Origin of the sequence: Amycolatopsis sp. GM8, assembly GCF_021653975.1 — a bacterium.
Lineage (GTDB): Bacteria > Actinomycetota > Actinomycetes > Mycobacteriales > Pseudonocardiaceae > Amycolatopsis_E.
Map to the genome: position 1 here is coordinate 1063706 of NZ_JAJKFK010000002.1, position 13777 is coordinate 1077482.

Annotated in this window: 11 protein-coding genes; 8 read left to right on the forward strand and 3 right to left on the reverse strand. The window is 68.9% G+C overall.

The window, feature by feature from the left end; translation table 11 throughout:
- Nucleotides 1–75: 75 nt before the first annotated feature.
- Complete coding sequence (locus tag LOZ83_RS12675) at nt 76–672, forward strand: TetR/AcrR family transcriptional regulator (protein WP_236790647.1); 597 nt, start codon at nt 76–78, stop codon at nt 670–672.
- Here LOZ83_RS12675 and LOZ83_RS12680 read toward each other — a convergent pair.
- Complete coding sequence (locus LOZ83_RS12680; protein WP_236790648.1) at nt 669–1061, reverse strand: VOC family protein; 393 nt, start codon at nt 1059–1061, stop codon at nt 669–671. The genes LOZ83_RS12675 and LOZ83_RS12680 overlap by 4 nt on opposite strands.
- A 53-nt stretch (nt 1062–1114) precedes the next feature.
- Between LOZ83_RS12680 and LOZ83_RS12685 the strand changes: the two genes are divergently transcribed.
- On the forward strand, nt 1115–2641 hold the full coding sequence (locus tag LOZ83_RS12685) for an MFS transporter (RefSeq protein ID WP_236790649.1): 1527 nt from the start codon (nt 1115–1117) through the stop codon (nt 2639–2641).
- A gap of 211 nt (nt 2642–2852) precedes the next feature.
- Here LOZ83_RS12685 and LOZ83_RS12690 read toward each other — a convergent pair whose 3' ends face one another.
- Complete coding sequence (locus LOZ83_RS12690) at nt 2853–3635, reverse strand: NAD(P)H-dependent oxidoreductase (protein ID WP_236790650.1); 783 nt, start codon at nt 3633–3635, stop codon at nt 2853–2855.
- Between the two features lie 71 nt (nt 3636–3706).
- Between LOZ83_RS12690 and LOZ83_RS12695 the strand changes: the two genes are divergently transcribed.
- Nucleotides 3707–4732 carry a GlxA family transcriptional regulator gene (locus LOZ83_RS12695; protein ID WP_236790651.1) on the forward strand — a complete coding sequence of 342 codons (1026 nt, stop codon included), beginning with the start codon at nt 3707–3709 and terminating at the stop codon, nt 4730–4732.
- Between the two features lie 132 nt (nt 4733–4864).
- A complete protein-coding gene (locus LOZ83_RS12700; protein WP_236790652.1) occupies nt 4865–5503 on the forward strand; it encodes a TetR/AcrR family transcriptional regulator in 639 nt (212 codons plus the stop codon).
- A gap of 106 nt (nt 5504–5609) precedes the next feature.
- On the opposite strand, the gene LOZ83_RS12705 is transcribed toward LOZ83_RS12700, so the two are convergent.
- On the reverse strand, nt 5610–8339 hold the full coding sequence (locus LOZ83_RS12705) for an EAL domain-containing protein (RefSeq protein WP_236790653.1): 2730 nt from the start codon (nt 8337–8339) through the stop codon (nt 5610–5612).
- 192 nt (nt 8340–8531) lie between these two features.
- Here LOZ83_RS12705 and LOZ83_RS12710 point away from each other — a divergent pair, with 192 nt between their 5' ends.
- The 4 genes from LOZ83_RS12710 (at nt 8532) to LOZ83_RS12725 (ending at nt 13727) form a co-directional block, all read left to right on the forward strand.
- Nucleotides 8532–9689, forward strand: coding sequence for a beta-ketoacyl synthase N-terminal-like domain-containing protein (locus LOZ83_RS12710; RefSeq protein WP_236790654.1), 1158 nt, complete (start codon nt 8532–8534; stop codon nt 9687–9689).
- Nucleotides 9690–9790: 101 nt separating this feature from the next.
- Nucleotides 9791–11719 carry an amino acid transporter gene (locus LOZ83_RS12715; protein ID WP_236790655.1) on the forward strand — a complete coding sequence of 643 codons (1929 nt, stop codon included), beginning with the start codon at nt 9791–9793 and terminating at the stop codon, nt 11717–11719.
- A gap of 42 nt (nt 11720–11761) precedes the next feature.
- The gene (locus LOZ83_RS12720) at nt 11762–12883 is read left to right on the forward strand and encodes a 5-methyltetrahydropteroyltriglutamate--homocysteine S-methyltransferase (protein WP_236790656.1); all 1122 of its coding nucleotides are present in this window, start codon (nt 11762–11764) and stop codon (nt 12881–12883) included.
- A 67-nt stretch (nt 12884–12950) separates the two neighbouring features.
- Nucleotides 12951–13727 carry an IclR family transcriptional regulator gene (locus tag LOZ83_RS12725; RefSeq protein ID WP_236790657.1) on the forward strand — a complete coding sequence of 259 codons (777 nt, stop codon included), beginning with the start codon at nt 12951–12953 and terminating at the stop codon, nt 13725–13727.
- Nucleotides 13728–13777: the final 50 nt, after the last annotated feature.

Sequence of the window (13777 nt, forward strand, 5' to 3'; positions counted from 1 at the left end):
CCTGCCTCCCCGCATTGAAACGGACTACGCTCCGTTTACATGGATGATCGTAACACAACCGGAGCGTGATCCGTTTTGGTTGAGGCGGAGATGCGCGCGCCACGGGCGGACGCGACCCGTAACCGCGACCAGTTGCTCGCGGTGGCGACCCGCGTGTTCGGGTCGGCTGACGCTGAGCCGTCGATGCGTGCGATCGCCCGCGAGGCCGGGGTCGGCATCGCCACGCTCTACCGGCACTTCCCGACCCGCGAGTCGCTGGTCGACGCGGTCTACCGCGACCAGGTCGCGCGGCTGACGACCGGCGCCCGCGAGCTGCTCGGCCAATTGCCCCCGGCTGCGGCGATGCGGCGCTGGATGGACTTGTTCGGGGACTGGATCGCGACCAAGAACGGCATGCTCGACACGCTGCTCGCGATGATCGAGTCGGGCGAGATCGCCCATGCACAGACCCGGGCCGAGCTACTGGCGGCCATCACCACGATCCTCGACGCCAGCCGCGCGGCGGGCGACCTCCGCTCCGACATCACCGCCGAAGACATCGCCGCCTCCCTCATCGGCATCTTCACCGTGGCCCCCCGGCCCGAGCACGAAGCCAAGGCAAGCCGCCTGCTGAACCTCCTGATGGACGGCCTCCGGCCCACCGCCGCGACCCTCAGCGCTCGGGGGCTCTAGGGACGTCGTGCTTTGCTGCTGCGGATGAGGCAGAACGGGTGGTCGGCGGGGTCGAGCATGACCACGTAGTGGGGGTCGTCGGGGTCTTGGTGTGACGCCATGCGGGCGCCGAGTCGCTGCATCTGTTGTGCCGCCGCGTCCGGGTCTTCCACGACGAGTTCGAGGTGGGAGTGCAGCGGGACTTCGGGCGATGGCCAGGTCGTAGGCCGGTGGTTCGGCACTGCTCGGAAGACGAAAGCAAGTCCTGGAGTCCGCACGAAGGCTGACTCACCAGTTCGTCGGTAGACCTCGCCACCGAGTGCGGTCGCGTAGAAGTCGGCGAGGGCGTTGGGGTCCGGGCAGTCGATGGTCAGGGCCAGCCATTCGACGAGCGGTGAGGGTTCGGTCACCGGGTGATCCTGACATCGGCGCTACGGGCGTCGCCCGACTTCACCTGAATCTGATGACGGCACGGCACGTCGTGTCGTGCTGTTATCCCGCGATGGACAGCACCAAGACGAAGGCCGGCGGCGTTTTGGGAACGGCCTGCTTGTCGACGTTCGTGGTCAACGCCAACACCTCGGCCGTGAGCATCCTGCTCCCCTCGATCGGCGCGGACCTCGGTGCCTCGGTCGAGGTGCTGCAGTGGGCGGTGACCGGCTACATGCTGGTCGGGGCGGCCACGATCGTCACCTCGGGAGCCCTTGGCGACGTGTTCGGGCGGCGGAAGATGTTCGTCAACGGGCTCATCCTGTTCGTCGCCTCGTGTGTGCTCATCGCCTTCGCCTCGTCGGGCTGGATGGTCATCGCGGGCCGCGTGGTGCAGGGAGCGGCCGGGGCGGCGATCCTGGCGTCGGGGCTGAGCCTGCTCTCCGCGGTGACGAGCGGCCCAGCGCAGATGCGATCGGTGTCGTTGTGGGGTGCGGCCGCAGCCGGCGGAGCCGCCGCGGGACCGGTCCTCGGTGGCGTGCTCAACGAAGCGACCGGGTGGCAGGGCCTGTTCTGGATCGACGCGGGGATCGCCGCCGCGTGTATCCCGTGGGTGTTGCGCACCGTGCCGGAGTCACGCGACCCGGATCGGCCACGGTCGATCGACTTCGCCGGCACTGTGCTCATCGCGGCCATCCTGGCGCCTTTCGTCTTCGCCATGACAAACGGTTCCAAGTGGGGCTGGTTTTCCGCGCCCACGCTGGTGTGCCTGCTCATCACGGTATTGGCGGCGTTCGGGTTCGTCGCGGTCGAGCGGCGGATCCCGGCTCCACTCGTGGACCTGCGGCTGCTGCGGAACGTGCTCCTGGTCGGTTCCACGTTTGCGATCCTCATCGGGGCAGGTGCGATCGCCGGGTTGTCGTTGCTGATCAGCTTGTACTTCCAGGATCCGGCGACGTTCGGGATGAGCAGTCTCGTGGCGGGACTCGCGTGCCTGCCGGTGGCCGCGGTGGTCGTCCTGGTCGCGCCGGCGGTCACCCCGCTGGCGCACAAACTGGGTGCGAGGCCCGTGATCGTGACCGGGTTCGTGCTCATGACCGCCGGGTTCGGGTTCCTCGCCGCGGTGCGGGAATCGTGGTCGTACGTGCTTTTTCTGCCCGGACTGCTCGCCATCGCCATCGGGCTCGGGCTCTCCAACGGACCGGCCTCGTCCATCTCGACCGCCGCGGTCTCACCGGAGGAGGTGGGGTCGGCGTCGGGCATCTCCAACATGGCCCGGTACGTCGGTGGTGCTGTGCTGACCGCCGTGGCTGCCGGCATCTACGCCTCGGTCACCGCCAGTCATGTCGCGAGCGGCGCGGACCAGGCGGCCGCGCTGGCGGCCGGGTTCTCCCGGTCTTCGATCGCACTCGCGGTCTTTTCCGCGGTCGGCATCCTGCTCGGACTACTGGTCGCCCGGCGAACGCCGCGCCCGCAGGCCATCCACTACGCCGCAGCCGCCGCGGCGACCGCGCACACCGTGCCCGCCAACCCACCGGAGAAGGCCGTGCGACGAACATGAGCGTCTCCGAGTACCGGGAGCTGCGGGCGGACGTGGGTGGCCGAGTCCTCCCGAAGAAGGCTGCACGAAGGCTCTCGACAGCACCGGTTTTGCTGTCACGGCCCGGAATTTCGAAGGCGCGGCCGTGGGGATGGCGCGTGTCGTCGGCGACAACGCCATCGCGGGCGATGGTGGGTCGTCTGGCTGTCTGGCTCGCCGACTTCGGCGCCTGTCACCCCGGCTGTGAGGTTCGCAGGTTGTGCACCGCCAGCCCCGTGTGGCCGCCTGAAAACTCCGGCTTCAGTACCAGGTCCTCGTCGTAGTCGCCGCCGTTCTGGGGTCGGTACGGGATCGGCTCATCGGTTCCCAGCGTCTCCAGGCGCGCCCGCAGCTCCTTCGCCGCACGCTCGAACTCCGGGGCACCCGCGCGATCCGAGCCGTGGACGACGAACGGGGGTAGCGCCGACAGGCCGGTGTACCAGAAAGTACCGTGCAGCAACGGAAACAGCACCTGCTCCAGCTCACCATTGATACCACGGGGCCCGAACGTCGACTGCCGGCCGCCGATGGTGATCGCGGCCAGGCCGCGCTTGCCGGCGAGCTTTCCTTCGCCGTACCGCCGCACACGCCCGTCGTCGCGGGTGAGCCCGTACCCGAAGCCTTTCACGAAAACGCGGTCGACCCAGCCCTTGAGGATTGCGGGCATTCCGTACCACCACAACGGAAACTGCAGCACAAGCACGTCAGCCCACTCGATTTTCTCTTGCTCCGCAAGGATGTCCGGGCTGAGCCGTCGCGAGTCGTAGGCCACTTCGGACTCACCCGCCACCAGCAGCCGGGACGCCGCGTCCAGCCCGTAGTCCGAGCGGTCGACGACGGGGTTCCAGTGCATCGCGTACAGATCCGACTGCCGGTACTGGTGCCCGAGCTCGGTCAGCGCGCGAAGCCCTTCATCGCGCAGCGAGCCGGTGAGCGACCGCGGTTCCGGATGGGCATAGATCCACAAAACCTTCATGACTTCGATGATGCGATCTGATTGAGCCCGCAACCAGTGGCCTGAAGGTCATGTTGTGCAAGGATCGGGCCATGCACCGCATCGTGACACTCGTCCGGACCGGGGTTCTGCCGATCGAGCTGGGCATCGTGCATCGGCTCTTCGGCCAGGCCCGCTCGGCTGCAGGTGAACAGCTTTACGACGTCGTCACCTGCGCGCTCGTACCTGGCGAGGTGCGCACGGACGCCGACTTCACGATCACCGTCGAGCACGGGCCGCAGGCGCTCGCCGACGCCGACACGGTGATCGTGCTCTCCTCCGACGAGGACTACGGGCCGCAAGCCGGCGGTGGCCTCGAAGGTCAGCTGGCCGGCGCGTTCGCGCTCATCCGGCCCGGCACCCGGATGGCGTCCATCTGCACCGGCGCGTTCGTGCTCGCGGCCGCCGGCATACTCGACGGCCGCCGCGCGACCACGCACTGGCGCTCGGCCTGCGATCTGCGCGCGCTGTACCCGGCCGTGGACGTCGAGGAGAACGTGCTCTACACCGACTCCGGCGACGTGCTGACCTCGGCCGGGGTCGCGGCCGGTCTGGACCTGTGCCTGCACATGATCCGCCGCGACCACGGCGCCGCCGTCGCGAACGAGGTCGCGCGCGGCACCGTCGTCGCGCCGCATCGCGAGGGCGGGCAGGCGCAGTTCATCTCCCGCCCGGTGCCCGAACCGCACACGTCCTCCACGACCAAGGCACGCGCGTGGGCGTTGCGGCACCTCGATCGCCAATTATCCCTGCGGGAGCTGGCCGCGCAGGACTCGATGAGCGTGCGCACCTTCACCCGCCGGTTCCGCGAGGAGGTCGGCATCTCGCCGGTGCAATGGCTCACCCAGCGGCGCATCGAGCGGGCGCGCCAGCTGCTGGAGGAGTCGGATCTGCCGGTGGACCGGATCGCGGTGGACGCGGGCTTCGGTACCGCCGCGTCGCTGCGCCAGCACTTCCAGGCCGCGCTGGGGGTTTCGCCGAGCACTTACCGTGCGACTTTCCGTGGCGTGCACGGTACCGAGTGGACGGTCCCAGAAAGCGCTTTCACGGCGAACCGCGAATCGCCCGAGCAGCGATGATGATCATTGCGGCACAGGGGAAATCTCGACTTGCGTGGTACCGATAAAGTGACCGAATGGCTGACGTTACCAAGCCGACCAGAAGTAGGCCTGCCGACCAGCCGGCGGCCGACTCGCGTTTGGCCGATCGCCGTGGCTGACGGCCGGCTCGGTAACCAGCGGCACAGCAAGCGGCGCACGCAGGCGGAGCGGCGGGCGGCCACCCGCACGGCGCTGCTGGAGGCGACCGTCGAGTGTCTGGTCGAGTTCGGCTACTCGAATGTCACCGCGGCACAGATCGCCGCGCGGGCCGGTGTGACACGTGGCGCCCAGGCGCACTATTTCGCGACCAAGGCGGAACTGGTGGTCGCCGGGCTCGAGTACGCCACCGGACGGATCATCGACCAGTTCCGCACCGATCCGCCACACGGTCCGACCGAAGTGGAAACCGTGATGGCGCTGGTGGATCGGCTGTGGGCGCTGCACGACGGCGCGACCTTCACCGCGCTCGTCGAGTTGTGGCTGGGCAGCCGCACCGATCCCGAGCTGCGCCGGCACGTGCACCGCCTGAACAAGGAGCTCACCACCGGCATGAGCGAGATCCTGACCCAGGTCGCCCCCGATTTCCTGAACAGACCGCGCGGCGCCTCGGTGATGCTGACCGCACTCGCCGCGATCCGGGGCGTCGTCCTGATGAGCTTCGTCTCCAGCACGCGGACGACCACCGCACTGTGGACGGTCACGCGCGGCGAGATCGGGGAACTGGCCGCGGACGCGATCGGACGCTCATGACCCCCGGGTGTCGCGGGAACATACCTGCCCGCCTGTATATTTCCCTGTGGTTTCGGGTGACCGGAACGCGCAGGGGGCGTTCCGGTCACCCGCGCCGCCAGTCACGTTACTTCCACAACTCCTTGGCGGGCTTGGGTTTTCCGAGGTAGTACCCCTGCGCCTGGTCGCAACCCAGTTCTCGCAACAGGTTCAGCTGTGCCTCGGTCTCCACGCCCTCCGCGACCACCGTCAGCTGCACGGCATGCGCCATCGCGATGATGCTCGTCACGATCGCCTCGGCATCAGCCGATTCGCCCAGCCGCATCACGAAGGACCGGTCGATCTTCAGAGTGTCCAAAGTGAGCCGTTGCAACTGGGCGAGTGACGAGTAGCCGGTGCCGAAGTCGTCGATCGCGAGCCGGACCCCGAGTTCACGCAGCGCGGCCAGCGCTTCGCTGGCCAATGCGGAGTCGCGCATCAGCGCACTTTCCGTGATCTCCAGGCACAATGCCTTGGCCGGCAGGCCGTTGTCGCGCAGCGCGCGCTCCACGTCCGGGATCAACGTCGGGTCGTCGAGCTGCCGGGTGGACAGGTTGATCTTGAGATCGACGTCGATCCCCTGCGCCCGCCGTGCCGCCAGCTCCTCCGTGGCCACCCGCAGCACGTGCGAGCCGAGCTGGTTGATGAGGTCGCTTTCCTCGGCCAGCGGGATGAACTCCGTCGGGGGCACCGCGCCGTGCACCGGATGCGTCCACCGCAGCAGGCCTTCGACCGCGACCATCTTGTTCGTGCGCAGATCGACCACTGGCTGGTAAGCGGCCCACAGCTTGCCGAGCCGCACCGCGTCGCGCAGGTCCTGTTCGAGTCGCAGCCGTCGCTGCATCCGGCGCCGCAGCTCCACGTCGAAGAACTCGTACCGGCTCCGGCCGAGCGTTTTCGCTTGGTACATCGCGACATCCGCGTCGCGCAGCAACTCGTCGGCGGTGCGCGGATCCCCGCGCGTGGCGAGCACGATGCCGATGCTGGCGTCCACATGCAACTTCCGGCCGTCCACCGAGATCGGCCGGGTGAGCGATTCGCGCAGGTGCTCGGTGAGCGCCTTGACCTCCGGGGTGCCCTGCATCTCGGACGCGATCACGACGAACTCGTCCCCGCCGAGCCTGCCCACCACGTCGTCGGCGCGCACCGCCCGGCGCAGCCGCTCACCGGCGATCTTGAGCACCCGGTCGCCGACCGCGTGCCCGAGGGAGTCGTTGATGACCTTGAACTTGTCGAGGTCGATGAACAGCACCGCGGTCGAGGTGCGGTCCGGGCCGTGCAGCCGCGCGGACAGCTCGTCGAGCACCAGCGTCCGGTTCGCCAGGCTGGTCAGCGGGTCGTGCGTCGCGTCGTGCTCGAGGCGCTCGCCGATCGCCCGACGCTCGGTGATGTCGGTGAAGGACAGCACGAACGCGCTCGTGTCGTTGTCCTCGGGCGTCATCGCGCGGCACGACGACGACAGCCACACGTTGCGCCCGTCGCGGCGCAGCACCCGCACCACCCGGCCCTGCTGCGCGACCCCGGTGCGGCGGACCTGCGCCGACGGGTACTCGCTCGGCGACACCTGCAGGCCGGATTCGTCGTAGATCGGCCATTGGTGCGGGGACGAGCCGATCATCGTCGACGCGGGGATGCCGAGGATCCGTTCCGCCGCGGGGTTCGCGGAGACGACGAGCCCGCCCGAGCTGATCACCAGCACGCCTTCGTCGAGCGACGCGACCACCGTGCTGTACTGCCGTTCCGCCCGCCGCCGCGCCGTCTCGTCGGCGCAGACCAGGACGTAGCCGTCGTCCATCTTGGCCACCGCGACCCGGACGCTCAGCCCGGCGCCGTCGGCCGAGCGATGCGTCTCCTGGCTCACCCCGCCGTCCGCGAACACCGCCGCCGGGTCGAGCGGTGCGCCGACCAGTTCGCCGACCTTGCGGCCCAGCGCGCCCGCCGCGGGCAGCCCGTAGATGGCCTCCGCTGCCGGGTTCCAGCTGGTCACGCGGCCCTCGGCGTCGGTGGCGATGAGGGCGTCGCTGACGTGCTGGACGAGCGCGGCCTGGTACCGCAGCGCGGCTTCGGCGGTCTTCTGCGCGCTGATGTCGCGCATGATCACCTGGAACGCGGCGCGGCCCATCCAGGTGGTGCGGACCGAGACGACCTCCATCACCGAACGCGTGCCGTCGGGGCGCACTATGCCCGCCTCGGCCGGTTCCGACGTGGCGCCGGGCGTGCTCAGCTTGCTGAGCCGGGCGAACATCTCCGCCTGCGTCAGGGTGTCCACGTAGTCGGTGATCGGCTTGCCCAGCAGCGCCGTCGCCTCCCCGCCCGCGAACCGGACGGTGGCCGGGTTGGCGTAGACGATCGCGCCGTCCTGGTGCACGACGATCATGTCCGGGCTCAGCTCGACCAGCAGCCGGTAGCGGTCGGCAAGATCGGCGAGTTCGCGGCGGTCTTCGTGCCGGTCGGTGACGTTGAGCACGATTCCGACCAGGTGTCCCTCGGCGCGCCGGGCGGTGAACCTGAGCCAGCGCGTCTCGCCGTCGGCGGTCTCGTAGGACTTCTCCAGCTCGAGGTCGTCCCACACGTCGGTACTGCGGACGGTGACCACGAGCGGGTTGATCAGCTCGGCCAGCCGGGCCCGCACCTCGGATTCACCCACGCCGGGGAGGCCGAGCAGCTCGTCGAGCCCGGCTCGCCAGGACAGCTCTTCGGTGGCCAGGTCGAAGGACCACACGACGCCGCGTCCGGCCGCGAGTGCCAGGTCGATGACCTGCTCGTGTTCGAGCGGCATTGTGGCGGGACCCTCCGCGCCGTTGGCGTTTGCGTCCATGGTCCGTCCGATCCGCCGAGTTCGCCGAGCTCTGTCGTTACTCCGTTCGGGGTACGACTATCGAGCGAATGCACTCTTCCCGTCGCTCCAAGCTTGCCACGGCAAGTGATGTGAAGTCGCTGGTCGTTGCCGTAAGAGATCCGTTCTGCTCCGAACGGATCGTAGAGGTAACGAACAGAAGGGGCGAGTGTGATGAACTCGCAAAAAATCGGTATTTGCGGAATCGGTGCGGTCACCGCTTATGGCTGGGGCCGTGAAGTGCTCTGGGACGGCCTGTTCTCGGGCAAGTCGGCGGCCACTTTGGAAGGTGGTTACGGCGAGAATTGCGACGAGATGGCCTGGGTCGCGAAGGTGCCCGACGGCGGGAATCCGGTGGACGGGCGCGGCCGGTTCGCGCGTGCCATGCGGGCGTCGGCGCGGGAAGCCATAGCCGACGCCGAGGTCCGCGGCTGGCGGCCCGGTCGCAGGGTGGGCCTGCTGCACGCGGTCGTGCTGGGCGAGGTCGATCTCTGGCGTGAGCTCTACCGTGAGCGGCACAGCGTCAAGGCGCGCGAGTACCTGGCGCTGATGCCGTCCACGCCGATGTCCACGTTCATGCAGGAGTACGGCTTCCACGGTCCCGCGATGAACGTGTCGGCGATGTGCGCGTCCGGCAACGCCGGGATGCTCACCGCGAAGGCCTGGCTCGATGCCGGCATCGTCGACGACGTCGTGTTCGTCGCGACGGATCTGTCGCTGGTGCCGGAGAACGTGCTGCATTTCGTGCGGCTCGGGGTCGCGATCACGGACACCGAACCGCTCGACGCGTGCCGCCCGTTCCAGGAGGGCAGCCGCGGGTTCTGCATGGGCGAGGCCGCCGTGTCGTTCGTGCTGTCCCGCAATGCGGACCGGCCGTACGCGCGGACGCTCGGTGGCGCGATGTCGCACGACGCGCACCATGTGACGTCGATCGACATGGGCCTCGACCACGTCCGCGGCTGTTTCCGGGACGCGCTGAGCAACGCGGGCGTGCCGGCCTCGGCCGTGCGCTACCTCAACGCGCACGGTCCGGGCACGAAACAGTGCGACCACGCGGAGGCCACCATGCTGGAAGAGCTCTTCAGCGCCGACACCGGGATCTACTCGGTGAAGCCGCTGGTCGGGCACTGCCAGGGTGCGGCGTCGGCCGTCGAGACGGCGGTGGCCGCGCTGGGTTACGACCGGGGCGTGCTCCCCGCACCGCCGGTCGTCGCGCCCGGGCATCCGCAGTTGCTGAACGGCCGGACCCCGGTCGAAGACGGGTTGACCGTCAAGTCGTCACTCGGGATGGGCGGGCACAACTCCGCCGTCGTCCTTGCCCCTCCAGCGTGACGCCGGGCCGCGAGGGACTCTCGCGGCAGAGGGTCCCTCGCGGCGCTCGACCTGCTCGGGGATCATTGCCTCGGGCGAGTCCAGCGGGGGAGGATTTCACCGTGACGGCGACCGGCGTCAAGGAGTGGTTGCTCGAAGGTGAGCACAAGCGGGCCCGGCAGCTGTCGGGAGGCGCACAGGAACAGACGCGTGAGCGCGACCATCCGTGGTGGAAGGTCATGTGCCTCACCGGCGTCGACTACTTCTCCACGCTGGGTTACCAGCCGGGTATCGCGGCGCTCGCTGCCGGACTCCTCTCACCGCTGGCGACCGTCGTGCTCGTCGTGCTGACGCTCGCCGGTGCGCTGCCGATCTACCGCCGCGTCGCCGCGGAAAGCCCGCACGGCCAGGGATCGCTGGCGATGCTGGAAAAGCTGTTGTCCCGGTGGAAGGGCAAGCTGCTCGTACTGGCGCTGCTCGGGTTCGCCGCGACCGACTTCGTCATCACGATCACCCTCTCCGCCGCCGACGCCGCCGAGCACGCCGTCGAAAACCCTTACGTGCCAAGCTTTCTGCACGGCCAGAACATGCTGATCACGCTCCTGCTGATCGCCCTGCTCGGCGCGGTGTTCCTGAAGGGCTTCGCCGAGGCGATCGGCGTCGCACTCGGGCTCGTCGCGCTGTACCTGGCGCTGAACCTGGTCGTCGTGGTGGACTCGCTGATCCACGTGTTCTCGAGTGCGCACGTGATCGTCGACTGGCAGAACATGCTGGTCAGCCAGCACGGCAGCATCTGGGCCATGATCGGCGTCTCGCTGATCGTGTTCCCCAAGCTGGCGCTGGGCCTGTCCGGTTTCGAGACCGGCGTGTCCGTGATGCCGCTGGTGCACGGCGCGCCCGGCGACACGGAACGGGAACCGCGCGGCCGCATCCGGAACACGCGCAAGCTGCTCACCACGGCCGCGCTGATCATGAGCGCGTTCCTGATCACCAGCAGTTTCGCCACCACGGTGCTGATCCCGCAGGAGGAGTTCAGCGGCGATGGCAAGGCGAGCGGACGCGCACTGGCGTTCCTCGCGCACAGCTATCTCGGCAATGCTTTCGGCACCGTGTACGACGTCAGCACGATCGCGATCCTGTGGTTCGCGGGTGCCTCGGCGATGGCGGGCCTGCTGAACCTCGTGCCGCGCTACCTGCCGCGGTACGGCATGGCGCCGAACTGGGCCGGCGCGACGAGGCCGCTGGTGATCGTGATCTCGGTGATCGCGTTCGTGATCACCTGGATCTTCGACGCGAGCGTCGACGCGCAGGGCGGCGCGTACGCGACCGGTGTGCTGGTGCTGATCTCCTCGGCCGCGCTCGCGGTCACGCTGTCGGCCCACCGCCGCAAGCACTACGGCGCGTTCACCGGCTATGCCGTGATCACGGTCGTGTTCGTCTACACGACCATCGCGAACATCATCGAGCGGCCGGACGGGGTCAAGATCGCGGCGTTCTTCATCGTCGCGATCATCACGACCTCGCTGGTCTCCCGTGCGACCCGGTCGCTGGAGCTGCGCGCGGTGGACGTCGACTTCGACGCGGCCGCGCAGCGCATCCTCGACAAGGCGACGCGCAACGGGCATGTGCGGGTCATCGCGAACGAACCCGACGCGCGGAACGAGGAGGAGTACCGCGAGAAGGTGCGGGAGGCGACCGAGAACAGCCACCTGCCGCACGACTGCTCGCCGATCTTCCTGGAGGTCACCATCTCCGACGCGTCGGACTTCGAGTCGGCGCTGCACATCCACGGCGAGAAGCGGGCCGGCTACCAGATCCTGCGGGTGAAGAGCCCGTCCATCGCCAACGCGATCGCGGCGATCCTATTGCGGATCCGGGACGACACCGGGCTGCGGCCGCATGTGTATTTCGCCTGGACCGAGGGCAACCCGCTGAAGTTCCTGGTGCGCTACCTGTTCTCCGGTGACGGCGATGTGCCGCCGGTGACACGCGAAGTGCTGCGGCGTGCCGAGCCGGACCCCGAGCGGCGACCGGTCGTGCACGTCGGCTAGCGAGGGTTGCACAAGTAGCGGACCTGCTACGAGGATCGGGGCATGACTCCGCGCACGACACCGCCGTTTCGCGCCGACCACGTGGGCAGCCTGCTGCGCCCCGCGAAGCTCCACGAGGCGAGGGAGAACTTCGCCAAGGGGGTGATCGATGCCGATGAGCTGCGTGCCGTCGAGGACGAGGCGATCCGCGAGGTCGTCGAGCTGCAGCGGGCCGCCGGCCTGCAGTCCGCCACCGACGGGGAGTTCCGCCGGGCGACCTGGCACATGGATTTCATCTACCAGCTGCACGGCATCGCCAAGAGCGACGACAAGCTGCACGTCACCTTCCACAACGCCGCCGGTGACCTGGACTGGAGCCCGGCCGGGCTGAAGGTGTACGAGAAAGTGGGCCTCGACGGCGTTATTTTCGGCCAGCATTTCGAATTCCTGAAGTCCATTGTGGACGCGCGGATCACGCCGAAGCAGACCATTCCCTCGCCCAGCATGGTCTACTATCGCGGTGGCCGGGCAGCGGTCAGCGAGTCCGTGTACCCGGATCTCGAGGAGTTCTACGACGACCTCGCCGCCGCGTATGCCAAGGAGATCGCGGGCATGGCGTCGCTCGGCTGCACGTACCTGCAGCTGGACGACACGAGCCTGGCGTACCTCAACGACCCGGAGCAGCGGGCGCTGGTGGCGCGGATGGGCGGCGACCCGGACAAGCAGCATGTGCGCAACATCAAGACGATGAACGCCGCGCTCGCGAACAAGCCCGCCGGAATGACCATCACCACGCACCTGTGCCGCGGGAACTTCCGGTCGTCCTGGGTCGCCGAGGGCGGCTACGACTTCGTCGCGGACGCGTTGTTCAACGAGCTCAACGTGGACGGCTACTTCCTCGAATTCGACGACGCGCGGTCCGGCGGGTTCGAGCCGCTGCGGTTCGTGCCGCCGGGCAAGTACGTCGTGCTGGGCCTGGTCACCACGAAGCGCGGTGAGCTGGAGAGCGTCGACTCGCTGCGCCGGCGCATCGACGCGGCGGCCGAGTTCGTGGACATCGACCAGCTCTGCCTGTCGCCGCAGTGCGGGTTCTCCTCCACCGAGGAGGGCAACGACCTGACGGAGGACCAGCAGAAGGCGAAGCTGGAGCGAATCGTGGAAACCGCCGCTTCGGTCTGGCATTAAGGCAAGCGGCGCGGAGCGCCTCGTTCAGGGGCGGTGGTCGGGCTGGCGGGCGGGATATCCTGGGCTGATGCGGCACACCTCGGCACAGGCGCCTTCGGTCGTCGACCGGGTGCTCGACGTCTTCGGCGCGTTCAGCACGGACCGGCCGGCGCTGAGCCTGTCGGAGCTGAGCCGCCGGGCCGGGCTCCCGTTGTCCACGACGCACCGGATCGTCGGCGAGCTGGCCCGGCGTGGTGCGCTGGAGCGGCAGGCGGACGGGCGGTATCGCGTCGGGCTGTGGTTGTGGGAGATCGCGTCGCTGTCGCGTGGCATGGGGTTGCGGGACGCCGCGATGCCGTTCCTTGAGGACCTGTACGAGGCGACGCACGAGAACGTGCAGCTGGCGGTGCTCGACGCGCCCGAGGTGGTCTACGTGGAGCGGATTTCCGGGCGCAACGCGGTCAGCGTCCTGTCGCGCGTGGGCAGCAGGCTGCACGCGCACGCGACCGGGGTCGGGCTCGTGCTGCTCGCGCACGCCCCGGTCGAGGTGCAGGAGGAAGTGCTCGCCGGGCCGCTGAAGGCGTACACCCCGAAGACGATCTGCACCCCGGACGAGCTGCGTCGCACGCTCGCCGACGTGCGGCGCGACGGGTTCGTGATCAGCGACCGGCAGGTCGAGATGGTGTCGCTGTCGGTCGCCGCGCCGGTGTACGGGCCGGAGGACCAGGTGGTGGCGGCGATCTCGATCGTCGTGCCCGTGCGCGGACCGGAGCCGCGCGTACTCGTCCCCGCGGTGCGCGCGGCTGCCCGCGGTATCTCGCGCAGCCTCGGCGCACCCCGGGCCGTCCAGCAGCCAGTCTTCTAGCCAGTGGAAGGACGGGTGTGGTTCGGCCGGGCGGCATCGCATGCTGTGGA